Consider the following 25,297-nt stretch of genomic DNA (forward strand, 5'->3'; position numbering starts at 1 on the left):
AGGATATGTATATGGCTAAAAGACCAGATTGGGAGGCCATCGAGTCGGCTTACCGAGCTGGCGTGATGTCACTTCGAGAAATAGCTTCACAGCATGGAATCACGCATGGAGCTATAAATAAAAAAGCAAAAAAAGAAGGCTGGGAAAGAAACCTCAAAGAAAAAATCAACCAAAAAGCTGAAGCGTTGGTATCCAAGAGAGAGGTATCCACTAAGGTATCCACCGAAAAGGCTATTTCCGAGCGGATACTAATTGAGGCTAATGCTGAGGTTATTGCCAATGTTCGCATGGAACATAGGGGTGATATTCGCAGGGCAAGAGAGTTGACCAATAATTTATTTGATGAGCTATCGGCTGAATGTGCCGATGTGCCAGCTTTAAGAAAACTTGGCGAGTTAATGTTTAGTCCTGATGATAACGGACGCGATAAACTCAATGAAATTTATCATTCAATCATATCTCTCCCTGAGCGCGTTAAGTCAGCCAAAGCATTAAGTGAAACACTCAAAAACTTGGTTGGGCTTGAGCGTCAAGCATACGGCCTTGATGATGTTCAGCCGAATAAGACAGCTAGTCAGCTATCAGAACTAATGGACGACTTATCTAAGGAATAATCATGAAGCCAGAACATCTTGCATTATTGAGAGATAAGCTCTGGCGATTGAATCATCTTTACTGGATCACCAACAAAGAAGGTAAGCCAGTTCGATTTAAAATGACGCCTGAGCAGCTTGAATATTTTGAAGGGATGCACACGCGAAACATTATCTTAAAAGCTCGTCAGCTTGGTTTCACGACTGAGGTTTGCATTATCCAATTGGATGCGGCGTTATTTGAGGCGGCTAAATGTGCATTGATAGCCCATACGCTTAATGATGCTAAGCGGCTATTCAGGGAAAAGATAAAGTATGCCTATGAAAAGCTACCCGATGAAATTAAAGCGGCAAATCCAGCGAGTAATGATGCGGCTGGTGAACTGGTTTTTAGTAAAGGTGGGTCGCTTTATATCAGCACGTCATTTCGTGGCGGTACACTCCGATATTTACATGTATCTGAGTTCGGCAAGATATGCGCTAAGTATCCAGAGAAAGCCCGTGAGATTGTCACTGGGGCGTTTGAGGCAGTATCAAGCGATTGTTTTACGACGATTGAAAGCACAGCGGAAGGTCGAGCAGGTTATTTCTATGATTACTGCCAGTCGGCTGAGAAAGCGCAAATTCAGAGTAAGACTCTCTCTAACCTCGACTGGAAATTCTTTTTCTTCTCGTGGTGGAAGAATCCCGAATACGCCATCGACCCTGTTGAGCAATTACCACAGCGGTTAGTTGATTACTTCGATGAGATAGCCAGTAAGCACGGCGTTAAATTAAACGAGCGCCAGAAAGCATGGTACTACGCCAAAGAGAAAACACTTGGCGACGATATGAAGAGAGAGTACCCATCAATACCTTCTGAGGCATTCCAGCAATCGGTTGAAGGTGCTTATTACGCTAAGCAATTCCGATTCCTATATGAAAATAAACGCATTGGCGCACTCCCTGATAATTCACACTTACCTGTGCATACGTATTGGGATATTGGCGTGGGCGATTCAACATCAATCTGGTTTATTCGTGAGGTTGGTGAGGAATTTCACGTTATCGACCATTACTCAAACAGTGGTGAGGGTCTACGGCACTATATGAAAGTGCTGAAAGATAAAGGTTATACCTACGATAGTCATAATGGACCACATGATATTGAGAATAGGGAATTCGGCTCTGATGCTAAATCACGGAAAGAATTAGCGCGTGAAGGGTATGAAATTGACGGACAGGTTTACTCAATTCGATTTAATGTCGTGCCGAGAGTGTCTATTGATGAGGGTATTGAGGCTGTACGTGAAATTCTCACTTACTGTGCTTTTGATGAGCATAAATGCAGCGAAGGAATCGCACACCTTGAAGCCTATCGTAAAGAGTGGGACGACAAGAAAGGGTGCTGGAAAGATAAGCCACTTCATGACTATACATCACATGATGCTGATGGATTCCGTTATTTTGCTGTAAGTAGACGGAACGTTAAACGACTAACCGAGAAACTAGAATTCAACTGGAACTAATATGAATACAAACGTTGATTATAAACATCCAGCGTACAGCGAGTTTTTGCCTGAGTGGGACATGATCGGCGATTGTGTTGATGGCGAACGAGTTGTAAAAAGCAAAAAAGAAAAATACTTACCACATCCTGCGGATAAAAAGGATGCCGACGACAAAGATAACTCACGTTACAAGAGTTATCTGGCGAGAGCTTCATTCCTTAATGCTACGGGGAGAACATTAAGTGGCCTACTCGGTATAGCATTTGGCAAGCCAGTAAAGATTAGCGTAAGCGGAGGCGTTGAATATTTAGAAACCGATATTGACGGTCAAGGTCAGCCATTAACGCAAATGATAAGAGATGCTTTATCGCAAAACTTACAGCGTGGACGTGCGGGTCTATTAAGCGACTTTAGCGGTTCAGGTATTCAATCTGAAGCCAATAAAGGTCGCCCATATATTCGATTGTTTACAGCAAAAGAAATCATTAACTGGCGAGTGACTAACGGGAAAACATCACTCGTTGTTCTTCAATATCAAGAGCCTGTTGATACCGAAGATTTTGAGCTGAAAATGCAGAAGAATTGGATTGAATTACGGCTTATTGATGATGTGGCGCATTCACGCCGTTGGCATGAAGATGGCGATATAAAAGTAACAGACTGGATTGTATTGAGTGATGCTACTGGGGAGCCCTTGAGTGAATTACCATGGTCATGGATTGGCTCTATGAACAATGACCATACCCCTGACGCCCCACCGCTTGCTGATATAGCTTACTTAAATATCAAGCATTACCAAGCCGAAGCAGATATTGCAGAGTCAGCTCACACGGTTGGTCAGCCAATGATTGCTTTAACTGGTCTAGATAATACTTGGGTGCAAGATCATCTCAAAGATGGGTTTAATGTAGGTTCACGTAAAGGCGTATTACTTCCTGTCGGTGGCGATATGAAGTTCGCCCAGCCAGAAGATAGGAATATCCAAATCACACTAGCAGAGCGCAGAGAGAAGCAAATGGCAATGCTAGGGGCTAAGTTAGTTGAGCGCGGTACATCGGCTAGAACAGCCACACAGGCTCAGGATGAGGCACAAACAGATAACTCTGTGCTTTCATTGTGTGCTGGCAATGTGGAGCAGGCATTTAACCGAGCGCTTGGATTCTGCATTCAGTTTGCAGGAAGTGGGGAGGCGACTATTGAGCTAAATAAAGTTTACGACATTGCTCAATTAGATTCTCAAGCAATTACAGCCTTACTTGCTGCTTTACAGTCTGGTACTATGCGAATGATTGATTTTGTGAAGTACCTGCAAAGCATCAATATCATCCCGCAAGATGAAAAAGCTGAGGATGTTATCGAGGAAATAGAGCTATCGCGAGCTAGCTCAATGATGTAGAGGTGAATATGCAATCACAATTGATGTTAGACAACTCAATGATGATCCAAATTCTCCTAGAGCGTCTCAAGGCTGGCATCGTTGATAGTGATGAAATGCAGAGAGAGTTAAGGGCTACGGTCGCAAAGGCATTGGCTAATTTCTCAGGACAGATAACATCGAGGTCAAAACTAAATGCCATTATTGCTGAGTTAAAACGAGAGTTATCGCCAGTTCTTACCAGTTATTCTGAGTATTTATTGCAATCGGTTATAGATATTGGTGTTGAATCAAGCCAACTTGAAGTTGATAGCTTATCGCAGATAGTGACAAATGAAGTTAGCAAGCCTAGTGCGGATAAAGTTGAAAGATCTATCTTAAGTGTACCGCTAATATTAACAGCTTGGGGAGGTTCTTTATTCCTCAAAAAATTCATATCCTCTTGGGTGAATAGTTCCATCCAACAAGTAGAGAATCAAGCTGTTTTGGCTATGGCTGCACAAAGCAATATTCAAACTCTACAGGCGACTATTAACGGGGCTGCAATTGATAGGTCGCAGGTTACAACATCAACAATATCTCGCATCACTTATAACTACCGAACAATTGCAAATACTGCTATTCAGCATGCACATACTTGCGCGGCTCAGGAGTTTTATAAGGAGAATGACGATTTAATCAAAGAGGAAGAATTCAGCGCCATATTGGACAATAAAACCTCATCTACGTGCAGGGCTTTATCTGGTAATAGATATCCGGTTGGTGTTGGTCCAATGCCGCCATTGCACCCTAACTGCCGAAGTCAGCGATTACCAATTCTTAATGATAGTTTTGCGGATTTGATAATCACTAGGCCAGTTGGCAGGTCTGAATGGGGGGAAGAAAATTATTATGAGTGGTTAACTCGCCAGCCTGCAAAGCGCCAAGATTTAATACTTGGGCCAACTAGAGGAAAGCTATTTCGTGATGGTGGCCTGTCGCCTGAGCGATTTGCACAATTACAGCTACACAAAAACTTTAAACCGATGACACTCAAGGATATGCAAAAGCTTGCACCTGAAGCATTTGAGCGAGCCGGAATTGAATTGAAATAACACAGACCCGCCACTGAGCGGGTTTTTTATTATCTGCGGTCAGAGGCCGCGCCATCTAAACCAGAGGTTTGACGATGTTTAAATATTTATTATCGAAAGAAGAATTTGACGCATTAACCGATGAGCAAAAGGCTTTTTACAAAGAATCTGGCGGTAATTACCAGCTTCAAATTGAAGGCATGCCTGATATTCCAGATGTGTCAGGGCTTCAGAAGAAGGTTGATGAGTTGCTTTCTGAGAAAAAATCAGAGCAAGAGAAGCGCCGACAAGCTGAAGAGGCTGCAAAGAAGGCAGCGGAAGAACAGGCTCGCAAAAATGGTGACATCGAATCATTAGAAAAAAGTTGGGCTGAAAAGCTAAAAGCACGTGAAAGCGAGCTATTAGCACAATTACAGGAAAAAGACACAAGCCTACACACACTTTTGGTTGATAACGTTGCACAGACATTGGCCACAAAATTGGCTGGTGATGCTGCTCCGTTAATCATGCCACACATTAAATCTCGCTTATCAGTAGAAGAAGGAAAAACGCGAGTCGTTGATTCGGCTGGTCATCCGTCCGCATTCACTATTGATGATCTAGAAAAAGAGTTTCGTAGTAACCAGTTATTTGCACCAGTAATTATCGGTAGCAAAGCCACCGGAACCGGAGGTGAAGGCGGTAAAGGGAAGTCACCAGCCGGAGGCAGTGATAAACCCAAAAGCGCTAATCCATTAATTGATAGCGCACGTGAAATCATTGCTAATATCCAAGAGGATTAATTTATATGTCTTTATACATTTTTCAAAAACAAGTATCGCTGGCAGCAACCGAGCTAGTCGCTCAGGCGGTTCGTCAGTTCAATGAAGCATCTGGCGGTGCTTTAGTTCTCGGTGATGGTGACCATATTGGTGACTATATTGAACAAACATCATGGCAATTACTTGGTGGACTGGCTCAACGTCGTAACGCTTACGGCTCAGGTAATTTGACTCCACAAGAGTTAGGTCAAATTCTTGACCGTATGATTAAAGTCGATGGTCGTATTGGCCCAGTATCTGTTACTCCAACCATGATGAAGCGTTTAGGTAAAGATGTTACCGAGGCGTCTGCTGTAGTGGCTGCACAATCAGCTGAGGCAATGCTTCAAGATTACTTAAATACTGCTGGTGCGGCATTGAAAGCAGCTATCTCTGGTAATACGAATGCAATCACTGTTGGCGGTGATACACCATCATTGCGCGGCTTAAACAAGGCAACTCGCCCGTTTGGTGATGCATATTCACGAATTGTTGCTTGGCTGATGGATGGTGCGACGTTCAATGACTTTATGGACGAAACTCTCACTAATGCTAACAACCTGTTCCAGATTGGTAATGTTGCGATCAAGCAGGATAATTTAGGTCGTCGATTTGTTATCTCTGATATTCCTGCTTTATCTGATGCAGACAAACAGCATTCATTAGGTCTGGTTACTGGTGCTGCTGCTATTCAAACATCACCGCTTATCATGAAGGCTCAAGATGTATTAGGCCAAGAGAATATCAAGGCGTTAATGCAAGGCGAGTATGACTTTACGATCGGTCTCCGTGGTTACCAGTGGAGCAAGGACAGCATTAAATCACCAACAAACGCGCAAATTGAAACTGTAGCTAACTGGAAACAGATTGCGACAGATATCAAAGATACTGCGGGTGTCATGGTGTCGTTCGGTAAAGACTCAACTGGCGGTTAATTTATCATAGGGGCTTCGGTCCCTTTAATATTCAGGCGGTCTCATGGCTGTAGACATAACAATCGAACAGGTTCAGGAGTTGCTTGATTCAATGGGCTTTGAGGCTCCTGATTTTATTATTGAGTCATTTATCACTATTGCAAATGGGATAGATGACTGTCTTGACGCTTCAAACTATCCAGAAAGCACGGCTAGGCTCATCAAGCTTTATGCTGTTGTTTTGATGCTGTCATCCGCCGATGTGAGAAAAACAACATCCGAACACGCACCATCAGGCGCTTCTCGCTCATATCAATACTTTGATGATGGAAGAAAACAGCTTGCTAAACTGCTATCAAACTTAGATACAGCTGGTTGCACTGATTCATTGCCAATCAATAGGCCGCAAAATCTAGTTCAGTTTGACGTATTTAGGAGTTGATATGGCGAAAATGTCTCGCTGGTCATACAAGAGTGTTGCGACTGTTTACCCGGTAAGTTATGGCGGCAGATTTGGCGATGAAATTATTTTCGGTGTTCCATACCTCATTGACTGTAACTGGGTAGCAACGAACGAAAAGGCGATGGACGCAAACGGTGGTGAGTTTATTTCACGCTTGGTATTCAACACAGAATCATTCCACAAAGGTAAGCCTGTAAGGTTGCCTGAAGTTGGTGATTACATCGCTCAGAATGACACTCGCTCAATTCTAGACCCGAGGGAAGTTGAAGGTAATAGCTCAAAAATTAAAGCTGTTGATGGTTTTGACACTCGAATGTTTAGGCAAGACCCTGATTACAAAATAAGGACTTGATATGGCAACGAGAGTTAGAGGTATTAATGAAGCTCGGGCTGCCTTATCTAGGGTAGTTGGTGACATTACAGCCAATAAAGCGACAAGGGCTATGCACAGGGCGCTAGATATTGGAGGTAGGCAAGCAGCCATCTACACGCCAATCGATACGAAGACGTTAATCAACTCAAGCTATCGGTCGGTTAGAGTGAATGGAACGATATTAACTGGGCGCGTTGGCTATAGCGCTAGTTATGCTGTTTATGTTCATGACCCTAGAGTTGTGCAAAAGTTTAAGCGCCCAACAGCCAAGAAGCTTTTCCTTGATTCTGGTTTTGAAGAAACAAGAGAAATGATTGACGCTGCGATAATGGAGGAAATGAGATTGTGATTATTGATGATTTCCTTGACTACTTAGAGCGAGATGGCTTAACAAATGACTTTACTGTGCAGAGGTTGCAGTGGGAAGAGAAGGCTAATACCAAAACTCAACAGTATTTAGTCATTCAACCTAATGATGGCTCTGGGCGATTTGGTGAGTTAAGCGCTGATGACTATGTGGATGTAATTCTAGTATCAGAGCAAAGCAACCCAATTCCAGCATTAACTCGCGCTGATGAAATACTCAAGTATGTCGCAGCAAACCCCAGTGACTGTAATCTCAACTCAGTTTTTAACATGGGCGGGTTGCCGTCAGGAATTGTAACCACAGAAAACCGAACGATATTCAGACTCTCATTCCGCTGCTTATCATAAACAAACAAATCTCAAACTAGGTCGCCAATGTGCGGCCTTTTTTATTTATAAGAGAGGCAACATGCAAGGTTGTACTACTAGCTCAGACATCATGACTGGGCGATTGAAAACTGTCGAGTTGGCATATGGTTGCCCTGACCAATTCCCGACTGACGAAGAGTTAAAACTAAATGGCTTGCCAACATCGGTAACGTGGGATTTAGCGCCTGAAACGCTGGTTTCTGATGCTGATAATGGCGGTATTTCTTCCACTATGATTTCAAACCTTGACCCGACTTACTCGATTGAAGGTGAAGTGCGTCTTCATGACCGTTCTGATGAGTTTGGTATTCAGCAATTTATTAAATACGTTGTTGATGAGATTAAGGCACGCCGTCAGCCTACCGTGTGGATGCGTTTGCACTGGGGTGATTACTATCACATTGGCTACATGAACGTCACTGGGTTAAGCGACGGTGGCGGGGTGAAAGAAATTGTAACTTACAGCTTAGAGTTAAAACTGGCTGATGGTACGACTTTCCAAGTTATCGAAGATGACAACGCCATCCCTGTGACGAATGTTGCGGTGTCACCTAAAACTGCATCCGTTGAAGTAGGTAAGACAACGCAGCTATCGGCAACAGTGACGCCTAGCAACGCAACTAATAAAGCGATTGTGTGGAAAAGCTCTGATGCAGGTAAGGCAACTGTTACACCAAACGGCCTTGTTACTGGTATCGCTGCTGGCAAAGTTACCATCACGGCAACTACCGCTGATGGTGGCCTGACAGATACGTCAGAAGTGACCGTAACAGCTCCTTAATATTACAAAGGGTACTTACGAGTGCCCTTGATAATACTAGGAGTATCTTATGACACCGAAAATAGAATATGGCGAGTTCGCTGTTCAAACACCTAATAACGAGTACATTTTTAGCCCGTCATTTAATGCAATGACGAATATCGGTAGCCCATCAGAAATAGTTGACACCTTCACGGTTTTATCTGGCTCTGTCGTTAGTGATGCCATTTCATTGTTGGCGGCATATTCGCTTAACGGTGGTTCAAATAGCAATTGGCTGTTGAAATATTTGAAAAAAAGCACATCTCGCAAATTGTTATCATCAGCAATGATAGTGATGCAAGCCTGTTGTAATAAGGACTGCGACGAATTAATAGGTCAGTGGCGTGCGGGTAAAAACGGCACAACATACCGTATGGGTAAAATGCCAATATCTGACATTATCGTGCTAGCTAGAGAGTTGATGATCCATGGCGTAATTGGCAAGGTGAAAATCAGGAAGCTGCAACGCAATGAAAGTGATAAAGAGTTCACTGATTCATTTAATGCTGTCGAATATATCAATGCATCCCGTGTTCACTTTGAAATGAACCGTGACGAAGCTGAAAAACTCACAATGTCAGAGTTTTTGATGATGCTTAAAGCTAAGTATCCAGAGGAAAAAGGCTTCACCAAAGAAGAATATGACACCGCTGTTGATGATTATTTCGAGCGTAAAAAACGTCGAATTGCACAAGCAAAAGCGAACAAGGGGTAATTATGTATTTACAATTAATCTATAAAGATGATTCTGCTCGTGGTAAATACGGAGCAAAAGAGGAATTTATTAAAATTAATCGAGCTATACATAGCGATGGGTTTGAATATGGCTTAGAAAATGAAAAATCAATTGGCGAATGTATTTTAGTTGAGCGAATTATGGAAGATGGAAAAATCAGTGAGGTTTTCATGGCACTTGATGAGCATGTGATTTTTAGGGTTTTAACTGAGTCTGGCGCTATTTTGAAAGAATATAAAAAATAACGCCAAGAGACTCTACTTCTTAATCCCTAATTTTTCCTTAACGACTTCCATCTCTCGTTCAAGCTGGAATATGCGCTCAGCCGCATCAGAAATCGTTAAAACTTCAACATGAGAATTACGCAGTATCCAATATTCGATAGCTGCGACCATTTCCTGATTGGCTGACCGATTATTAAATTCAGCTAATTCTTGAATTCTATCTTTTAAATCAGTCGGTAATCTGAGGTTAACCTGCGGATGCTTATATTTTCTTTCCATGCCACCTATCCTCAAAAACTCTCATTCTAGATAGGTGTTTTTTAGGTATCAATGCGTACCAAGTAGGTATCATTGTATATGTATACAGTGGTTTGGCGCTATGGCTGCATTCTACGAGTTATTTTTATGTAGATGTGGATTGTGGTAATCTCGCGGGGCGCGAATTATACGAGCGTCAATGTAAAATACAAGCAAAACTGTTGACTTAATGTAACTTAACTTACATTATAACCAGAGGTAATACACACCGTATACCTATATGAAGTTGATAACTCATTGGTTTATAACGAGGTTAATATGGGTCACGCACTGCAAAAGCCTAATCGCTTGAATATACCTGCTCGTGACAAAAGTAAAATTGCAGCGCCAAAAGCTGCCATGAGCGAGCAATGTTCTCACGATAATCAAGTCAAGAATGCTTTTGATTTTGGTTTCGCTCGCTATGAAAAAGCCATGGAAAAACTAGCTAAGGTATAGTGAGTGATAAGCATCACAGGGGAGTTTGTCGAAGGGATTAACTATCTATCTATTGATGACTTAATAAACATCAATAGAACATTGATAGAGCTGCAAACTCCCAATGAGCCTATCGAAGTATTGAACTTCAATAACCTTAGCTCATCCCAATCAAGACCAAGCCAAGTGAAATATTATGAGCAGACAGATGACATGTTTGTTCTTACTGCTGTATTAATTGAAAGTCTGATACAAAACCACCCTTTTGCCAATGCGAACAAACGAACTGCCATGATGGCTGGATACGTTTTTTTATTGCTTAATGGCTATGAGCTAACAGCTCCAGAGGATGAAGTGGTAGAAATGGCTCGCGGATTAGCCACTAAAGAATATTCACTTGATGAGCTAGACAGTTGGCTGTGTAATTGGTCAAGAGATTTTGATTCAAGGCAACTTTGTAAAGAGCGAATAGGTATCGAATATTGCTCTATATTCAGATTCAAATTAGACTAACCCACTCCGGTGGGTTTTTTATTGCCTGAATCTAGCCCGTCCTTGGGCTGGGTGGTTAGGCTAACAGCTTGCCTGATTTAGTTCCTTGCAAACTCATAAGATTGGCGTAAATAACACCGTTCATTTCTGCCAGTCTGCGTGTAACTTCGTATTCTAAGTTAGGGTTAAGTTTCTCAATCGCAGGTGCTAGCGTGGTTCTCCATTCTTCTCTAATCGCTTTAAGGTGATTAAAGGCCACGTTAGTATTTGACAGTAGCGTCTTTGTATCTTTCCTACTGGCAATATCAAGCTGCATGATTGTAGCTCTCAGGTGATTGCGTAATGCTCTTAGCTGAATTTGAGCAGCCGACACATCAACACCTGCCGATTGCAATTTATTTAGCAGAACACCTACAGGGTTCGGATATTCAGGCGCAGTTTTCAACATGCAACGAGGATAAGCGTCTGCATGAGATAGCGCCTCTTTCTTGCTAATGTTTTCTTCTTCAAACAGCCAATCGAACCCATCAAAGAATGACATTGGCATTGCAAGGCTTTCAAGTCCAACCTGTGGTAACTGCTGTTTAGGTATGTACTCACCTTCAAGCGCATCAAGAAATGAAATGGCTTGCGGTATCTGCTCAGGTAGTAGCTCGTTGATATGTTCAACCCCGAACTCTTTGTGAACATGCTTCCAGATATCAGGATAAATATTACCGACACCAGTAGCAATTAAACGCTCGGCTGTTTGACGTAGCGGAGTAAGTTCTTTTGCTGTTGATTGACGGATGCTTATTTTTTGTTGAGCATCTTCTTTCTTAGCAAAATAGAAATCCTCTAAGGCTTCGAATACATCCCATGCGTTATCGGTGTCTAGCATTTTGGCATGACGTGCTGCGCCTCGTTCTGTCCAAAGGGTTAAATGCTTGGCATTTTTAGCACAAGCAACTAAGTTACTTTTAGTAACCTTGTTCTTAAAATCCTTTAGAACTGAACCAGTTAACTTAAAGTAATGCTTACCTTCGATGAACCTTTTTGCATTCCTTGAGAAGTTGGTTTTAATATTTCCAACAACGGTATCGTACAAAGAGGCAATTGTTTCTGTGGTTACAACTGGCACGCCGTTATGAGTGATAACTGGCATTGTTTTTATAGAATTGCTGATGTTGCTGACATTTGATACATTAGTCATAGTTCGTTTCCTCTCGATTCGAGCTAAATTAGAAGCCCTGACTATCGCAAGTAGTTGGGGCTTCGCTGTTTTAAGCACTCAATAAACCATCTTGTATGAGCGTTCGCTTTAATCTCTGAACCATCTCTGAATTCAGGGATCTTCCTTCTTTTTTTGCAATAAGCTTCAAAATTTCTTTGATTTCAGGGTCGATTCTTAACCCTAATGGGGAAACTTCTCTCATCCTCATTTTTTTGCTCTCCGTGTAGCTAAGGTGTAGCCATAAAGCTACCAACTTAAAAGTATTTAGTCAATAGTATTTTAGCTACACTGTGATGCTAAATGTTGCAGAGGGTAGCTATAATGAAAGGCATGAGAGGCTTAACGCCAATGGGCGTTAGAATACCTGATGATTTAAAAGAAAAAATTCAAAAGAGAGCGCTTAAGAATGGTCGCTCTATGAACTCGGAAATAATAATGATCCTACAGGAAGCTGTAGACGAAGAAAGAAAACCTAAGAACATAGACGAACTAGCCAACTTAGAATCAGATAAGTTCAAAGAGCTATTCATGGAAACCGTCAAGAAGATGTATGAGGGTAAATCATGACTACAAAAGCTTTTGATTTAAATATAGAGAAGATATTAGAGAACTGGGAGGTTAGGCATGCAGTACGAGAAATTATCGCTAATGCCTTGGATGAGCAAGCACTGACTGGAACTGAAGACGTCCAAATATTGAAATCTGACAATAGTTGGATTATCAGGGATTTTGGTAGAGGCATTACTTATACCCACTTAACCCAAAATGAGAATCAAGAGAAACTTAATGCTCAAAATGTTATTGGTCGATTCGGTATAGGCCTGAAGGATGCTTTGGCAACATTTGAGAGACATGGTGTTGAATGTTTAATAAAGTCAAAGCATGGCATCATAAAAACAACAAAAATGACCAAGCAAGGATTTGGCGATATAACCACGCTGCATGCGATCATTGAGGAGCCTCTAGATACTGATTTCGTTGGTACAGAGGTTAAGTTAAGTAACATTGATGACAATGAAGTAGAAGAAGCTAAATTGCTTTTCCTTAATTTCACTGGCGCCAAGGTCATAGACACCACTGGATATGGTCAGGTTATTGAGAATATTGATGGTGAAGGAAAAATTTATATAAATGGTGTGCTAGTTGCTAGAGAAGAAAACTTTTTGTTTTCATACAATATCACACGCCTAAATGCTCAACTAAAAAAATCAATTAACAGGGAAAGAACTAATGTTGGTCGTAGTGCTTACACAGACACAGTAAAAAGAATTCTGTTATCGTCGAAAAACGAAACCGTAATCGATAAGCTTGCTGATGATATGTCTGGCTATGAGTATGGAACAATGCATGATGAGTTATCATGGATTGACGTACAAGAGCATGCCGTATCGATTTTGAACTCATCAGGAAATGTGATGTTTGTTACGTCAGAAGAGGGGATGTTGCATGGTTCACTGATTGATGAGGCTAGAACAAATGGCGTTCGAATAGTAACTATTCCTCATAATTTAAGAGCGCGAATTGCAGACTCTCAAGATATAGATGGGAATGCAATTAACGATATCGATAATTTCAAACAAGCATATAACGATAGCTTTATATTTAAATTTATCAATGAGTCCGATCTCTCTGGAGAGGAACGAGGTATTTATCAATTTAAAGATGAAATAGTCAGAGTATTTGGTGGCCTACCTAGCTACGTTGTTGATATAAAACTATCTGATACCATGCGACTCGATGATATGACAATGAGAGAAACGTTGGGGTGCTGGGACCCTAATTCAAATTGCATTGTAATGTCACGAAAAACATTAAAATCACTTTCTATGTTTAGTGGAACTCTTGTCCATGAATTAGTGCATGCAAAAACAGGCCTACCAGATGTGAATAGAGAATTTGAAACCGAGTTAACCAATGAAATAGGTAATGCTTATTGCTTATTATTGGCAAATAGCCAAAGAAATGACATTAATAGCATTAGCATGACAAAAAGTAAAAAACCTTGGTATAAATTCTGGTGATGGTTAGGTTTTGATAAATTGCTGTAAGCATTAATTTATTAGGAGTTTTCCATGAGTAAATACAAGAGTAAAGTAGATAAAATACAAAGTCTTAGCGATGATGAGATAATAAAGCTTCACTTTGATCTTCAAGAAGAAATAAAGAAACAATATAAGAACAGAGAGAAGAAAGATTGCCTTGATAAAGCTATAGAGCTATGTGATATGGCGATTTCAATATCTGGACTAGTTATGCGTTCAATGAAAAACAAACATGAAAGAGAGTGCGACGAATATCGCACTATATTTGGAAAGCCATCGCCAGCTAGTGATTTTTACTATCCTAGCCATTATGCATTCAATCAAATGTGCGTTATTTTGAGGAAAAATGGCAACCAACAGAGGCTTGGTGAGATAACTAGAAAGATCAGCGCCGAGGGTTGGGGTTCTGGTAGTAATAAACAATAAGCATCAGAATTGCTTCAATTTGCACTGGTTAGTATTTATAGTTGCCAAAAATAGTAGAAAGGTACTAAGAATGAAAAAAGCATTGGTTGGCTTGTTTATTTTAATAGTAGGTTTTAACGCATATTCTAATCAGGTAATCGAACGAGATTTAACTGATAATGAGAAACAAGAGATAGAAAAGACAGTAAAGGAAAAACTTAAAGACCCATACACCGCAGATTTCAAACACAATAAATTAATTTATGAAGGGAAGTCTGGGGTGTATTGCGGCATGGTTAACTCAAAGAATTCCTATGGTGCATATGCTGGATTTACACCATTCAATGTTTTTATCGTTGACACATTAAATGATAAAGGTGAGCGTGTATTTGTCGTAGCTCCAATAACAGTGAGTGACGCAACGGATAGCTTAAGTGTTGAGTCGGTTAATAAATTTTGCCGACAGAAAGGTTATAAGTACTAAAAACGAACCCATTTTATGCATAGGCCCTGTCAAATTGACGGGGCTTTCTTTTTTATAGAGGAAAATAATTATGTCAGAAAGCCAATCAGCAGGTGGTATCCATTACGATGTAAGCATGGACATTAAAGAGTTGCTTGTGGGTGAGAAGCAAGTTAACAAAGTAATGGATAATGTGGAGAAAAGTACAGATAAAGCCACCGACTCTTTAAATAGACTAGATAAAACCGCATCTCAAGTGGCTACAGCCATGAAGATGCCAGAAATAAATAAGCTATCTCGTGACATGGCTCAATTATCTGGAAAGATAGGGGCCAATTCAGCGGCAACTGATAAAGCCATGCAGTCACATAATAGATTTACAGGGGTGCTGAGTACCGTATCTAGTCAATTAGGTGCTGGATATGTTGGTAATGTAGGTAGTGCCACTGCATCACTAATCAACCATACGAAAGCTGCAATAGAGGCAACTCAGGCTGAGCTAGCAAATGCTGAAGCCAATAAGAAACAAGCTGAGTCCTATCAGGCATCAGCGGCGCAAATGGTATTAAATGCCAAAGAAGAAAAGGCGGCGGCCCAATCAGCAATTGAAGCGGCTAAGGAAAAAGTAGCGGCAGCGGATAGTTTAACTGTTTCATTGGAAAAACAATATGGACAGTTACAACAACAAGTTAAAATTCAAAGAGAATTATTAAAAGACGCCGAGGCAACATACCAAATAGCACCTAAAGCAGAAAACTATCAAGCTGTAGTTACTGCAAGAAATAAAATGATGGCTACAGAAAAGAAAATGCAAGCCATCGGAAATCAAATCGATAAAGAACAAGCAGCAGCTTCATTAGCCTTACAAAAAGCTAAAGAGGCAGAAATAGCTGCAAGCGCAAAAGTTGCAGCAGCTACCGCATTAGAACAAAAAGCAAAAGCAACATTAACTGCTACCAATGAAGCTGTTGCAGCTGCCACGGCAAAGGCAACGCTCGCGACTCAAGCTCAAGCAATGGCAATGAATGGCCTTCGTGGTGTAATGGCATTATTAGGTGGGCCGGCAGGATTATTTCTTCTAGCGGCAGCAGGAGTTTATGCTTTATATGAAGCAATGACTGACGACACTGCATTAAAAGAATATAACGCTAAAATAGATGAGATGATCAAGAAAATAGACTCATTAACATCTAAACAGGCAGAGGTTGTCTCTAGGGAGCTTGGCATCAGAATCGCCAAAACAAAAGAGGAATTAGCAAAAAGTGTAGAAGAAGCTAAAAATTTAGAAAACTCCCTTGAGAGGATGAGTAAAAAAGAGCCAAACTTTAACATTAGTAAGTCAATAGAATGGGCCACTAATGAATTAGGCAAAGTCAATTTGCTAATAGAGGAAGGCACAAAAAAAATAAGAGAACAAGAAGCTCAGCAGCGAAAATCTAATCAGGTGTTTAAGGATAGAAAAGGTATTGAGTCTGAGCGTGTAGAAGCAATTAATATTTTTAATGAAGCAACAAAAAATACAATTGAATCAAATAAGTTACTCGCTAAAACTATTGCTCTAGGGTCACCAGAAGCAGCAAAAATGGAAATGGCATTAGATGCCTTGGAGAAAAGGCTAATAGATTCGGGAGTTCAAGCTAGCGAGGCTGAAATTCAGGTTTCTAACTATAGGAATGCGTTAGAGGCAGAGAGGAATAATAAGTTTGAGTTAATGCTTCAGGGGATTGAGGAAAATGTCCAAGCTTTAAAAATAGAGATGGAAGAAGGTAAGGACGCAGCAATTGAATATCTTGCGACCGTACAAATGGCTAAGGCTGGCATTAGCGACGATGGCATGCTTGACCGACTTATTTCTGGACTAAGAGAGCAAAGAGATCTCCAAAAACAGATATCGGACAGAGGTAAGAAAGGCAGCGGTGGGGGCAAGAAGGATAAAGCGGCTGAAGAAATCAAGCGCCAACAAACTGAACTAGCATCATTACAAAAACGCTTTGACCTATTAAGTTCTGGTGTTGGTGATGTAAATAAAGAAATGGCTGTATTTGAAGCCGTTCAGAAGCTTGGTGAAAAAGCGACTCAAGGTCAGAAAGATGCTGTAGCAAAGGAAGCTGCTGAAATATACGACCTGACCCAAAAGGTTAATGATTTTACTAGAGCGCAAGAAGCTACTCCAGAATTAAAGCTGGCCCGTGAATTCGGAGAAGAAGCTAAAACTATTCGCCGCATGTTTGATGAAGGATTCATCGATAAAGAAACTTTTACGCGATTAGGCCGAGAGGCAACTCAGGCATTCGAGCAAGGCATGACTGATATTAAGGTCAATGCATCAGTAAACATCACGGCAGAAAACCGCGCAAAGTTTGACCCTATCCAAGCGTTAGCCAATGAAAACGCGCGTAAGCTCACAATGATGAAAGAGTATTACGACCAAGAGCAAAAGCTTCTCAGCGATTCATACGCCAAGCAGCAAATTACCCATGAGCAATTTACAGTAGCTAAGCAAGCAACCGATATGCAATATCACATGCTACTCACAGCAATGGATAAACAATATCAGGAGCAGCAAACAGCTGCGCAATGGGAACTAATGCGTAATCAGTCACTGAGCTATGAAATGATGGCTTCAGCGGTTGATTCATTCGCTGGTAATGCTTCAAACGTTATCACAGGATTAATGACAGGCACTATGTCAGCGGCTGATGCTATGCGCTCGCTGGGTAATACGATTCTAAACAGTGTCGTTAACTCAATCGTGCAGGTTGGCGTTGAGATGCTAAAGAATTTCATTTTAGCCCAAACGGTTGGAGTAGCCTCACAGGCTGCAAATACTGCCGCTGCAACGGCTGGAGGTGCTGCCGCACTGGCAGCATGGACGCCTGCTGCTATTGCCGCATCGATTGCCACAGGTGGCGCTGCATCAGCGACAGGTCTTACGGCATTCAAAACATCGCTAGCGGTTGGACAATCAATGTCTATGGGTTCATTCGCTGGACTAGCAGGAGCTAGATATTCAGGCGGACCAGTAAATGCAGGTGAAATGTACCGAGTTGGCGAGCATGGAAAGCCTGAAATATATCGAGCAAGCTCAGGTAAGCAATACATGATACCGGGTGACAATGGGCGAGTTATATCGAATAAGGACATGCAGGGCAGTGGTAATGGAATCACCTTGAACATTGAGTTCAACGACTACTCATCTGGCAAGCATCAATTTGAGGCTCAGGCATCACAAAACGGTGATACGTTGACAGTTCAGGCATTCTTAACTGATATGCAAGAAAAGGGACCCATGCACCGCTCAATCACTCAAAACACCACAGCAACTACAAGACTATAAGTGAGGCAGCACATGAAAGTATCAATCGAAGTAAATGGGAAAACAATTTGGTATCGCGACGAAGAAAAGCTGGAAGGCATGATGTCAACAGGTTACATAAAGGACGGGACACAGGAAAAGATTATCGCCGCCCTTGAAAGTGCATTATTTCAAGCTAAAGGACAAATGCAATTAGCTGATAATGTTGATTGAATATCTTATGTTTGCGCTATGTCCAGCTGGTAAAGCAAGAACAACATTCCAGTAACCGCTATGCGGAACTCGAATATTAGCTGGAAATCTTTTATAAAACCCTCCGTGATATTTAAATTCTCTGCCATTTCTATAATTGTTTAGTTGATTATCATCCATCACTAACACATTGATTTGATGGCTACATTGAACTGATACTACATCATTTCCATTTATATAATCTCGGCTATGCACAGCCATAGTTATTTCCTTATGCTGAGGGATATCAGCCATACCCTCAGTGTAATTTCTTAGGGCTGAACATTAAACATAACCGAAATTTATATATTGTGAACGCTGATGATTGATTAGTTATTAAAATGATGACTTATCTCACAAGCTTTTTAACTGGAGAAATATGAGTGAAATAATCGACTACCCTGAATGGTTCCCGTTACCACAAAAAGCGGATAAGAACATGACGTTTGATACTGGGTTTCGAACGGACCAACCTCAAGTTGGAGCGCCGATATTCCAGAAACTAACGGATGACATTAAAACGATTTGGAATGTTAAGTGGATATTCCAGCTAGGTGAAGAAAGGGCTTTTCAGCAATGGTTGAGGAGCCCTAATTATCTGGACAACTGCACTAAGTGGTTCAGGATGCCGATTAATCTTGGTGGTTCTGGGCTGCAACCGCAGGAACTTCACTTTGTTAGTTATCCAGTGCAAACGTCGATTAATGGCAGCGTAGTAACTTGGACGGGCTCAGTTATCTGCCGCAAGCTATTTAATGAAGATGACGAATTTGGCGATTTAATCGTTGAAATACCGCCTAGAGATTGGGGCCTACTCGATATCGTTGTCACTGAGCTATTACCACGGTGTAAGGGGGGAGAATGAAGTTAAGAGAGTACCGAGCGCAACGACCGATGCGCACATTCTACGAGACCATCCAGTTCTACCATCCCTCATTCGGAAACATTCATTTAGTCAGCTTGCAGATAGAGCCTAAGGTATTTGGCGGCGTCGAGTATCAGCCGTGCAACTTTGAAATGGCAGATAGCCAGCAAAGTAAAACGCCAATTATCGATGCTTCGGTTAAGTTTAGCCGAGTCGCACAGGACTTTAAGCAGCAACTAAAGTTATGGCGGTCAAATACTAGAATGAAGCCGATTATCGCCACGTTCAGGCTATTTGACTCGGCTGATAAAGATAACCCGATAAGCGAATGGTCGCTGTACGTGAAAGACTGCTCACTTGATGCGGAGTCGGTCACTGTCACGCTGTCAATGAATAACCCGCTGAATAAGAACGTTGGGCGTATTTACACAATGGAAGAATTCACAGGCTTGGAGACGGTCTAATGACGAAATTAGAGTTTATTAATCGGATGATTGGCAAGCCGTGGAAGAATCGGGCGTGTACGTTTGAAGCATGTGATTGTTGGGCGCTGGTTGTACTTTACTATAGGTATGTACTAGGTACGGAAATTCATCATGACGCTGGCTACGAATCGGATCATGATTTTGTAACCTGCTATGAGAATGAAGTCGAATTCTGGCAACGTACCGAGCACCCAGTAGATGATGGGATATTCATTGGTTATCGCGGCTCTCAGCCAGCCCACATCGGATTAATTATCGATGGCAATGCATTTCATAGTCGCGGAGAGAATGGGGCTGTAAGAATGGATAGGCTCATTGTGCTTGAGAAGAAATTCACGAAATTGGAGTTTATGAAATATGCCGATAGTTGAGATTCAACGAATAGCGGGAACACCTAAAGAAAGAGTCGATTTAAAAGTCGGCTCTTTTTTTTATAGCGATTTTCTAGTGCATCAGCAGTTGCATACCGATGTGGTAATTATCGTTAACGGACGTGAACTGCAAGAAGATGACGAGTTAGATTTCGAGATAACACCGACTCACTTTATTCAAGTATTCGACCAGCCAAAGGGTGTTATAGGCGATATCCTGAATCCAGTGTTTAACCTTGTCACGAAAGTGTTCTCGTTTCTTGCACCAAAAACACCGTCATTTTCCGCGGCTGAGTCGAATGTCAAAGATAGCCCAAATAACCGCCTTACAGGACAAACAAACGTTGCCAGAGCATACCAAGCAAGACCAGAAATTCACGGTCAAGTAAGGGCGTTTCCTGACTTAATTCAGCAGTCTATGTTTGAGTATAACAACAACCTCAAAACGGTTACTGAATGGCTAAACATCGGCATCGGTGAGTATAAAACGGAAAGTATCCGATTTGCCGAATCTGATTTCACAGCGATGGCAGGGGCCAGCTACAAGATATACAAGCCAAAAGAAGTTATCCCACTGATTAACGAAGGTTTCGAGTTTCCTGATATCGACGGGCAAGAGTTACCAGGGCCTAACGAAAGTAAAGATATTCCGCAGCAAACAGCAACAGCAAACGAAGTAGTTTCAGGAGAGATAAAAGGCGGCGAGGCTGCGATAAAAATCGTTAAACAAGATGAGTTTGAGTACTTCTACGAACTCACAAAACCGCGCTCTATCTCAATGACTGTGAATGTGAGCTATGACACGCCGCAGGGAACAGTGAATGCGGATGTGAAAATTGATGCTCAATTAGTTGATGCAAAAGAGAGTGACGATGGCTCATTAATTAACCCTGTTGAGTATTACGAATTCTTCTTTACTAACCTAAGTGGAACTGATTTAGCGCAACTTCCACCTAATGCAGCAGTGAATACGACGAAATTCATTCTCTATGACAACCAGTTTTTAACAGTGGGCCCGTTCTTCTCTCCAGTTGATGGTGACCAAATGTGGATTCATCTACAGGCGCAACTTGGTGGCGGTGATAACTGCAATGCAACTGTCGAAATCTGGAAGATAAACACGGATAACGAGGAAATAGCTGGCACTCGTCAAAGCTTCAATACTGCGCTAAGCGCTAACAATGGCGCACGAGTTTATTACAAAACAGACAAGGTAACGCTTAACTCAGGGCGAGGACGTTACGCTGTGCAACTTACTCGTCGCAATAACAGCAGCGACCAGAGCATCATGAAAATCGAAAACGCTCACATTGTCAGAGTTCGTGAGAATGTCGTTTTTGAGAATGACACGATTGTTAATGTGTCAGTGAGGGCTACTGAAGCGCCAACGGGAGCAAGAGAGCGCAAATACAATCTGCTGGCTACTCGCATGGTTATTTCGTATGACCGAGTATCAAAGCAAGTTGATTATACGCTCAGGCCATCACGGAGTTTTGCTGATGCAGTGCTGCACACATGGTTAATTACTGCTGGCGAAAGTGAGAGGAACATCGATATTGATGGGTTATATCGAATTTACGATAGTTTGCCTGATGAACGATTGGGCTATTTCGATTACACCTTTGATGATGAAGATATCTCACTAGGCCAACGCATCGAAACTATCTGTAATGCCGCGAGAGTAACCGCTTATTTCGACAATGCCGTGCTGACATTCTCACGGGAGCAGTCCAGCGAATTCCCAATGACCACATTCAACCGTTCCAACATCACAGGCAACGATATGAAGATATCGTATGACATGTCGATGCCTAGCGGATATGACGGGATTGAGTTGGAGTATGTCGAGCCGGTTCGCAACAAGAAAGACTATATCCGCTTTCGAGTTGATGAAAACGGTATCACGGAAGGGTTATCCCGCACACCAAATAAGATAGTTTTGCAAGGCTGTAGAAATCGCTATCAGGCACTAGATAGGGCGTTGTTAGAGGCCAATCGACTTATTCATCAGCGAACAAGTATCAGCCTGACAACCCTTGCAGATGGTGGGAATGTGTACCCATCAGACATGGTACTGATAGCGGATACTTACGATTCAAACCAGCAAGCAGGTTACATCACTGAGCGAAAAGGAGAGGTATTCACAACCAGTGAGAAAATCAAATTTGATGAAGAAATGTGGGTATATCTCACCGATTCGATGGGATACACAACACAGAAGTTTAAAGCGGAGCCTAGGCCAGATACTGATTTCGGCTTTATCGCAAGCGTACCAGAAGATATCGAGCTCAATTTCTATGATGGGTACCAGAAGCAATCACCTTCTAGATATGTGATAGCAACATCAGTTGAACTCGAAAACATCAAGTGGGTGATAACTGATAAACGCCCACTCGGTGGTGAGCGCTACACCATTACCGCAACAGAATATTTCGACGCAAAGCCAGACTATAACGCATAACAGCAATCATTAACCAACAAGCCAGCCATTAGAGCTGGCTTTTTTATTGGAAAAAATAAGCATGAGACAAAATGTAAAGCCAACACAAGAGCCAGTTCCAAGTAGTGACATCAAAAACCTTTTCTTTAACTCAGGATTATTAGATATATGGGCAACGTCACTAGAGCGTAAATACATTGACCGATTTGGTGACTGCCATCTTACTGCGTCGGGAATGGAGTGGTTATTCAAGGAGCTAGTCGAGAAATTCAAAGTCGACATGAATACCGCGATTGTCGCAGCTGGTTACATTACCATCGACAGCTTTCAACAAGGTGCTGATTTACCGAATAATGAAATCACACTACGCAATCATATACTGCGCGATGAAACAACAGGTGAATACTACCGCTGGGATGGTGATTTGCCAAAAACAGTACCAGCAGGTTCAACTCCGCAATCAACTGGAGGCATTGGAAAAGGTGCTTGGGTTAGCGTTGGGGATGCTAGCTTGCGGAGTGAGCTAGGGAATGGAATAAAAACGATATCAACAATTTCAGAATTAGAAAATTATTTCCCAGAAAAATCAAATAAACTAGTTTATGTTAACGCCTATCACAGCAGAAATAGATATAAGGCTGGTGAGTTAGATGGTGGGGGTCAGTTTGTCTATGATAGAGAAATGCCTCGCTCAAAGCACGACGGAGGGAATATTATCAGTCCTACAGTGCCGTGGTCGGCTAATGTATCGTACTTAAAAGGGTTTGGTGAAAGCGCTCCGTTACTCAATGGTTGCTGGGTAAGACAGACAAGTGATGTTTATGCGGGTAATTATGGTGTTATCACTGGAAGTCGTGATGACGGTAAATACAACGCAGCAATAATCAACGAGATACAGTCAAAGTTAGACAAATCAGACAGATTAATATTGCCGAAAGGAGAGGTATATATCGGCTCACATTTAGATTTTGGAAAATCAAAAAGTATCTTTGGTTATAACCCCATTATTTCTCCAGCTTACGAACTGTCATGGACGTATACCAATTTGATCATTGATCATGCTGAAAATGCTATCAGTTATGGTACATCATGTCGATTTTATGGACTTTTAGTTACCCAAGCTGACGCAAGTACCTACTATAAAACAGCGGCATTTGTGGCTAAGTCTGATGACTATGACGGCGGTGCAAGATCACAGTTCAATTGTATTTCGACGTGGCATTTCAAAGTGGGTATTTATGCCAATCGCTGGTCATGTGTATTTAATGCAATTGCATCAACAGTAAAATATACAGACCCGACCAAATACACACCTACATGTTCTATTCTGTTAGCTGGTCCTGTTAATAACTGTGAAGTGAGAAATTGTCGGCTAGAGAACACAACAGTGGGAGGGTCAACTGGTATTGTAATAAGGGAAGAAATTACAGACAGTAATCCTGATGAATTTGGTGTAATACCGACAGATACAGCCGCCCAAAATGACGACACAGGGGGGCTTAATTCATTGCGTACAGGCGGTGCGATGCTGCGTATTGAAAATAACGATCTCACTGAGTGCTACAGCGGAATCAAAATAATTAAAACAGTTAAAACAGTCATCACTGGTAATTATTTTGAGAATAATACACGCGATATTACGATAGACGGGGGCGCTGGAAAATCCTTTGGTCGAGTTGATGTTCTTGAAAATAATGCATCAAAACGTATTGCCAGTCAGCGTTATGTCATTGTTGAATCTGGCTCTGGGATTATTAACTTATCGGGAAATAACGTTACTGGAGCAAATAATCACACGACCGACGGTGAAGTCATTATAGCTAGTGATGATGATGATGCAGTTATTATCAATAGCGAAAACAATTCATCAACAAGGGGTAGGTGGTTTGCAAGCACTACGGCAGTGAGAAGGAGTAGAATATCTTCAAGCAGAACAGGTGTTATTTCTTTTACTGTTGATTTATCAAAAGGGAATCAATGGTTTTTCTTTAGTTTGCCAAATATCGGTGAAGTTTTATTTACGCACGCAAGTCAGATAAGAGGTAACTTTATCACGCCAAATGGAGCTACATTTAGTGTAGGGTATCAAGCAGGGGGGAATAGTTTTGCTGAAGCATTCGTCAAAAAATGTCCAGTAAAAAATATTTCATATCAAGAGTCGGTGGGAAATGAGTACTGGGATCGACAGCATATTAGCAAGGAGGGAATCGCAGGAAACTACGAGCTAGTTGTAAATGCAAGTGGCGCTTCTGGTCTTTGTGTTATTGCATTGCAATATTCTGTAGTTGCTATTTAGAATTACTTGATGTGACGAGCTGTGCCGAAATTGTGACACAAAAATGAGATGGGATTTAGTATGAGTACAAAATTGAGTACATAGTTATTTTAACTATTTATTCTACCTGTTATTTATTAGTAGGTTGCATTGTAATTATCATAGTCATGAATAAAAAAAGTAGGTTGTTTTTTATTATCTTGCAACGTTTTCACCATTTCGATGGTTATATAGTAGATTGATAGTGGTTAATTTATTGGTATTCACTATACATTGTTGATTAATGATACCTTATCTACTGTGAAAGCTAAACCAAGGCTATCTGATATTGAACTGGCGCGATTGATAGTAGTTTAATTTGATAACTCGATAGAATATTTTACCCA

General features: G+C 41.5%; 30 protein-coding genes. 26 read left to right on the top strand and 4 right to left on the bottom strand.

What is annotated here, in order from left to right; all coding sequences use genetic code 11:
* The first annotated feature begins 11 nt into the window (after window positions 1-11).
* The 13 genes from M1F17_RS09080 (at window position 12) to M1F17_RS09140 (ending at window position 9,599) form a co-directional block, all read left to right on the top strand.
* The gene (locus tag M1F17_RS09080; RefSeq protein ID WP_213942621.1) at window positions 12-614 is read left to right on the top strand and encodes a hypothetical protein; all 603 of its coding nucleotides are present in this window, start codon (window positions 12-14) and stop codon (window positions 612-614) included.
* Window positions 615-616: 2 nt separating this feature from the next.
* A complete protein-coding gene (locus M1F17_RS09085) occupies window positions 617-2,101 on the top strand; it encodes a terminase (RefSeq protein ID WP_318837397.1) in 1,485 nt (494 codons plus the stop codon).
* Window position 2,102: 1 nt separating this feature from the next.
* Window positions 2,103-3,479 (top strand): DUF4055 domain-containing protein, encoded by a 1,377-nt coding sequence (locus M1F17_RS09090; protein WP_318837398.1) that lies wholly within the window; start codon window positions 2,103-2,105, stop codon window positions 3,477-3,479.
* An 8-nt stretch (window positions 3,480-3,487) separates the two neighbouring features.
* The gene (locus M1F17_RS09095; protein WP_272693984.1) at window positions 3,488-4,552 is read left to right on the top strand and encodes a minor capsid protein; all 1,065 of its coding nucleotides are present in this window, start codon (window positions 3,488-3,490) and stop codon (window positions 4,550-4,552) included.
* Window positions 4,553-4,626: 74 nt separating this feature from the next.
* A complete protein-coding gene (locus tag M1F17_RS09100) occupies window positions 4,627-5,313 on the top strand; it encodes a hypothetical protein (RefSeq protein WP_129467063.1) in 687 nt (228 codons plus the stop codon).
* 5 nt (window positions 5,314-5,318) lie between these two features.
* Window positions 5,319-6,266, top strand: coding sequence for a major capsid protein (locus M1F17_RS09105; protein ID WP_105881124.1), 948 nt, complete (start codon window positions 5,319-5,321; stop codon window positions 6,264-6,266).
* A 43-nt stretch (window positions 6,267-6,309) separates the two neighbouring features.
* Complete coding sequence (locus M1F17_RS09110) at window positions 6,310-6,687, top strand: hypothetical protein (RefSeq protein ID WP_110732155.1); 378 nt, start codon at window positions 6,310-6,312, stop codon at window positions 6,685-6,687.
* A gap of 1 nt (window position 6,688) precedes the next feature.
* Window positions 6,689-7,060 (top strand): hypothetical protein, encoded by a 372-nt coding sequence (locus M1F17_RS09115; protein WP_262960992.1) that lies wholly within the window; start codon window positions 6,689-6,691, stop codon window positions 7,058-7,060.
* Window position 7,061: 1 nt separating this feature from the next.
* On the top strand, window positions 7,062-7,430 hold the full coding sequence (locus tag M1F17_RS09120) for an HK97 gp10 family phage protein (RefSeq protein WP_262960993.1): 369 nt from the start codon (window positions 7,062-7,064) through the stop codon (window positions 7,428-7,430).
* Window positions 7,427-7,795: a hypothetical protein gene (locus M1F17_RS09125; protein WP_318837399.1), complete on the top strand. Its 369-nt coding sequence runs from the start codon at window positions 7,427-7,429 to the stop codon at window positions 7,793-7,795. Before M1F17_RS09120 ends, M1F17_RS09125 begins: the two co-directional genes overlap by 4 nt.
* Before the next feature lie 61 nt (window positions 7,796-7,856).
* Window positions 7,857-8,597, top strand: a complete 741-nt coding sequence (locus M1F17_RS09130; RefSeq protein ID WP_125892578.1) for an Ig-like domain-containing protein — start codon at window positions 7,857-7,859, stop codon at window positions 8,595-8,597.
* A gap of 49 nt (window positions 8,598-8,646) precedes the next feature.
* Complete coding sequence (locus tag M1F17_RS09135) at window positions 8,647-9,333, top strand: DUF6246 family protein (protein ID WP_318837400.1); 687 nt, start codon at window positions 8,647-8,649, stop codon at window positions 9,331-9,333.
* Window positions 9,334-9,335: 2 nt separating this feature from the next.
* Entirely contained in the window at window positions 9,336-9,599 is a 264-nt protein-coding gene (locus tag M1F17_RS09140) for a hypothetical protein (protein WP_239407227.1), read from the top strand.
* A 12-nt stretch (window positions 9,600-9,611) separates the two neighbouring features.
* Here M1F17_RS09140 and M1F17_RS09145 read toward each other — a convergent pair whose 3' ends face one another.
* Window positions 9,612-9,857 carry an Arc family DNA-binding protein gene (locus tag M1F17_RS09145; RefSeq protein ID WP_006661960.1) on the bottom strand — a complete coding sequence of 82 codons (246 nt, stop codon included), beginning with the start codon at window positions 9,855-9,857 and terminating at the stop codon, window positions 9,612-9,614.
* Between the two features lie 297 nt (window positions 9,858-10,154).
* On the opposite strand from M1F17_RS09145, the gene M1F17_RS09150 reads away from it, so the two are divergent.
* Together M1F17_RS09150 and M1F17_RS09155 are read left to right on the top strand one after the other, a co-directional pair.
* The gene (locus M1F17_RS09150) at window positions 10,155-10,334 is read left to right on the top strand and encodes a hypothetical protein (RefSeq protein WP_042847844.1); all 180 of its coding nucleotides are present in this window, start codon (window positions 10,155-10,157) and stop codon (window positions 10,332-10,334) included.
* Between the two features lie 12 nt (window positions 10,335-10,346).
* A complete protein-coding gene (locus tag M1F17_RS09155; RefSeq protein WP_042848061.1) occupies window positions 10,347-10,826 on the top strand; it encodes a type II toxin-antitoxin system death-on-curing family toxin in 480 nt (159 codons plus the stop codon).
* A 55-nt stretch (window positions 10,827-10,881) separates the two neighbouring features.
* On the opposite strand, the gene M1F17_RS09160 is transcribed toward M1F17_RS09155, so the two are convergent.
* On the bottom strand, window positions 10,882-11,997 hold the full coding sequence (locus tag M1F17_RS09160; RefSeq protein ID WP_318837401.1) for an ORF6N domain-containing protein: 1,116 nt from the start codon (window positions 11,995-11,997) through the stop codon (window positions 10,882-10,884).
* Between the two features lie 70 nt (window positions 11,998-12,067).
* Complete coding sequence (locus tag M1F17_RS22570) at window positions 12,068-12,226, bottom strand: Arc family DNA-binding protein (protein ID WP_081335999.1); 159 nt, start codon at window positions 12,224-12,226, stop codon at window positions 12,068-12,070.
* Window positions 12,227-12,339: 113 nt separating this feature from the next.
* On the opposite strand from M1F17_RS22570, the gene M1F17_RS09165 reads away from it, so the two are divergent.
* The 6 genes from M1F17_RS09165 to M1F17_RS09190 all read left to right on the top strand — a co-directional run bounded on the left by M1F17_RS09165 (window position 12,340) and on the right by M1F17_RS09190 (window position 18,457).
* Window positions 12,340-12,585 (top strand): Arc family DNA-binding protein, encoded by a 246-nt coding sequence (locus M1F17_RS09165; RefSeq protein WP_047256773.1) that lies wholly within the window; start codon window positions 12,340-12,342, stop codon window positions 12,583-12,585.
* Window positions 12,582-14,039 carry an ATP-binding protein gene (locus tag M1F17_RS09170; RefSeq protein ID WP_318837402.1) on the top strand — a complete coding sequence of 486 codons (1,458 nt, stop codon included), beginning with the start codon at window positions 12,582-12,584 and terminating at the stop codon, window positions 14,037-14,039. Before M1F17_RS09165 ends, M1F17_RS09170 begins: the two co-directional genes overlap by 4 nt.
* A 51-nt stretch (window positions 14,040-14,090) precedes the next feature.
* A complete protein-coding gene (locus tag M1F17_RS09175; protein WP_318837403.1) occupies window positions 14,091-14,486 on the top strand; it encodes a hypothetical protein in 396 nt (131 codons plus the stop codon).
* A 70-nt stretch (window positions 14,487-14,556) separates the two neighbouring features.
* Complete coding sequence (locus M1F17_RS09180; RefSeq protein ID WP_272661108.1) at window positions 14,557-14,949, top strand: hypothetical protein; 393 nt, start codon at window positions 14,557-14,559, stop codon at window positions 14,947-14,949.
* A gap of 70 nt (window positions 14,950-15,019) precedes the next feature.
* Window positions 15,020-18,265, top strand: a complete 3,246-nt coding sequence (locus tag M1F17_RS09185; RefSeq protein WP_318837404.1) for a hypothetical protein — start codon at window positions 15,020-15,022, stop codon at window positions 18,263-18,265.
* Window positions 18,266-18,277: 12 nt separating this feature from the next.
* Window positions 18,278-18,457: an Rrf2 family transcriptional regulator gene (locus M1F17_RS09190; protein WP_210789348.1), complete on the top strand. Its 180-nt coding sequence runs from the start codon at window positions 18,278-18,280 to the stop codon at window positions 18,455-18,457.
* Here the strand turns inward: M1F17_RS09190 and M1F17_RS09195 are convergent.
* On the bottom strand, window positions 18,437-18,697 hold the full coding sequence (locus M1F17_RS09195) for a DUF1883 domain-containing protein (protein WP_262961003.1): 261 nt from the start codon (window positions 18,695-18,697) through the stop codon (window positions 18,437-18,439). The two genes, M1F17_RS09190 and M1F17_RS09195, sit on opposite strands and share 21 nt — an antisense overlap.
* Before the next feature lie 157 nt (window positions 18,698-18,854).
* Between M1F17_RS09195 and M1F17_RS09200 the strand changes: the two genes are divergently transcribed.
* From M1F17_RS09200 to M1F17_RS09220, 5 genes are all read left to right on the top strand, one after another.
* Window positions 18,855-19,340, top strand: a complete 486-nt coding sequence (locus M1F17_RS09200; protein WP_318837405.1) for a hypothetical protein — start codon at window positions 18,855-18,857, stop codon at window positions 19,338-19,340.
* A gap of 152 nt (window positions 19,341-19,492) precedes the next feature.
* Window positions 19,493-19,804, top strand: a complete 312-nt coding sequence (locus tag M1F17_RS09205) for a hypothetical protein (protein WP_318837406.1) — start codon at window positions 19,493-19,495, stop codon at window positions 19,802-19,804.
* Window positions 19,804-20,196, top strand: coding sequence for an NlpC/P60 family protein (locus M1F17_RS09210; protein ID WP_166685858.1), 393 nt, complete (start codon window positions 19,804-19,806; stop codon window positions 20,194-20,196). The genes M1F17_RS09205 and M1F17_RS09210 overlap by 1 nt, the downstream gene beginning before the upstream one ends.
* Complete coding sequence (locus M1F17_RS09215) at window positions 20,183-22,657, top strand: host specificity factor TipJ family phage tail protein (protein ID WP_318837407.1); 2,475 nt, start codon at window positions 20,183-20,185, stop codon at window positions 22,655-22,657. The genes M1F17_RS09210 and M1F17_RS09215 overlap by 14 nt, the downstream gene beginning before the upstream one ends.
* A gap of 61 nt (window positions 22,658-22,718) precedes the next feature.
* Window positions 22,719-24,932 (top strand): hypothetical protein, encoded by a 2,214-nt coding sequence (locus M1F17_RS09220; protein WP_318837408.1) that lies wholly within the window; start codon window positions 22,719-22,721, stop codon window positions 24,930-24,932.
* The last annotated feature ends 365 nt before the right edge of the window (window positions 24,933-25,297 follow it).

It is taken from the genome of Providencia sp. PROV073, from assembly GCF_033688125.1.
GTDB classification, from domain to species: domain Bacteria; phylum Pseudomonadota; class Gammaproteobacteria; order Enterobacterales; family Enterobacteriaceae; genus Providencia; species Providencia hangzhouensis.

Coding starts and splice junctions, on each gene's coding strand:
- M1F17_RS09085 (WP_318837397.1), top strand. CDS start 617: ATGAAGCCAGAACATCTTGCATTATTGAGAGATAAGCTCTGGCGATTG.
- M1F17_RS09110 (WP_110732155.1), top strand. CDS start 6,310: ATGGCTGTAGACATAACAATCGAACAGGTTCAGGAGTTGCTTGATTCA.
- M1F17_RS09140 (WP_239407227.1), top strand. CDS start 9,336: ATGTATTTACAATTAATCTATAAAGATGATTCTGCTCGTGGTAAATAC.
- M1F17_RS09135 (WP_318837400.1), top strand. CDS start 8,647: ATGACACCGAAAATAGAATATGGCGAGTTCGCTGTTCAAACACCTAAT.
- M1F17_RS09080 (WP_213942621.1), top strand. CDS start 12: ATGGCTAAAAGACCAGATTGGGAGGCCATCGAGTCGGCTTACCGAGCT.
- M1F17_RS09215 (WP_318837407.1), top strand. CDS start 20,183: ATGCCGATAGTTGAGATTCAACGAATAGCGGGAACACCTAAAGAAAGA.
- M1F17_RS09180 (WP_272661108.1), top strand. CDS start 14,557: ATGAAAAAAGCATTGGTTGGCTTGTTTATTTTAATAGTAGGTTTTAAC.
- M1F17_RS22570 (WP_081335999.1), bottom strand. CDS start 12,226: ATGAGGATGAGAGAAGTTTCCCCATTAGGGTTAAGAATCGACCCTGAA.
- M1F17_RS09090 (WP_318837398.1), top strand. CDS start 2,103: ATGAATACAAACGTTGATTATAAACATCCAGCGTACAGCGAGTTTTTG.
- M1F17_RS09205 (WP_318837406.1), top strand. CDS start 19,493: ATGGCAGATAGCCAGCAAAGTAAAACGCCAATTATCGATGCTTCGGTT.
- M1F17_RS09130 (WP_125892578.1), top strand. CDS start 7,857: ATGCAAGGTTGTACTACTAGCTCAGACATCATGACTGGGCGATTGAAA.
- M1F17_RS09200 (WP_318837405.1), top strand. CDS start 18,855: ATGAGTGAAATAATCGACTACCCTGAATGGTTCCCGTTACCACAAAAA.
- M1F17_RS09145 (WP_006661960.1), bottom strand. CDS start 9,857: ATGGAAAGAAAATATAAGCATCCGCAGGTTAACCTCAGATTACCGACT.
- M1F17_RS09170 (WP_318837402.1), top strand. CDS start 12,582: ATGACTACAAAAGCTTTTGATTTAAATATAGAGAAGATATTAGAGAAC.
- M1F17_RS09115 (WP_262960992.1), top strand. CDS start 6,689: ATGGCGAAAATGTCTCGCTGGTCATACAAGAGTGTTGCGACTGTTTAC.
- M1F17_RS09165 (WP_047256773.1), top strand. CDS start 12,340: ATGAAAGGCATGAGAGGCTTAACGCCAATGGGCGTTAGAATACCTGAT.
- M1F17_RS09210 (WP_166685858.1), top strand. CDS start 19,804: ATGACGAAATTAGAGTTTATTAATCGGATGATTGGCAAGCCGTGGAAG.
- M1F17_RS09185 (WP_318837404.1), top strand. CDS start 15,020: ATGTCAGAAAGCCAATCAGCAGGTGGTATCCATTACGATGTAAGCATG.
- M1F17_RS09220 (WP_318837408.1), top strand. CDS start 22,719: ATGAGACAAAATGTAAAGCCAACACAAGAGCCAGTTCCAAGTAGTGAC.
- M1F17_RS09120 (WP_262960993.1), top strand. CDS start 7,062: ATGGCAACGAGAGTTAGAGGTATTAATGAAGCTCGGGCTGCCTTATCT.
- M1F17_RS09095 (WP_272693984.1), top strand. CDS start 3,488: ATGCAATCACAATTGATGTTAGACAACTCAATGATGATCCAAATTCTC.
- M1F17_RS09100 (WP_129467063.1), top strand. CDS start 4,627: ATGTTTAAATATTTATTATCGAAAGAAGAATTTGACGCATTAACCGAT.
- M1F17_RS09190 (WP_210789348.1), top strand. CDS start 18,278: ATGAAAGTATCAATCGAAGTAAATGGGAAAACAATTTGGTATCGCGAC.
- M1F17_RS09150 (WP_042847844.1), top strand. CDS start 10,155: ATGGGTCACGCACTGCAAAAGCCTAATCGCTTGAATATACCTGCTCGT.
- M1F17_RS09175 (WP_318837403.1), top strand. CDS start 14,091: ATGAGTAAATACAAGAGTAAAGTAGATAAAATACAAAGTCTTAGCGAT.
- M1F17_RS09105 (WP_105881124.1), top strand. CDS start 5,319: ATGTCTTTATACATTTTTCAAAAACAAGTATCGCTGGCAGCAACCGAG.
- M1F17_RS09160 (WP_318837401.1), bottom strand. CDS start 11,997: ATGACTAATGTATCAAATGTCAGCAACATCAGCAATTCTATAAAAACA.
- M1F17_RS09195 (WP_262961003.1), bottom strand. CDS start 18,697: ATGGCTGTGCATAGCCGAGATTATATAAATGGAAATGATGTAGTATCA.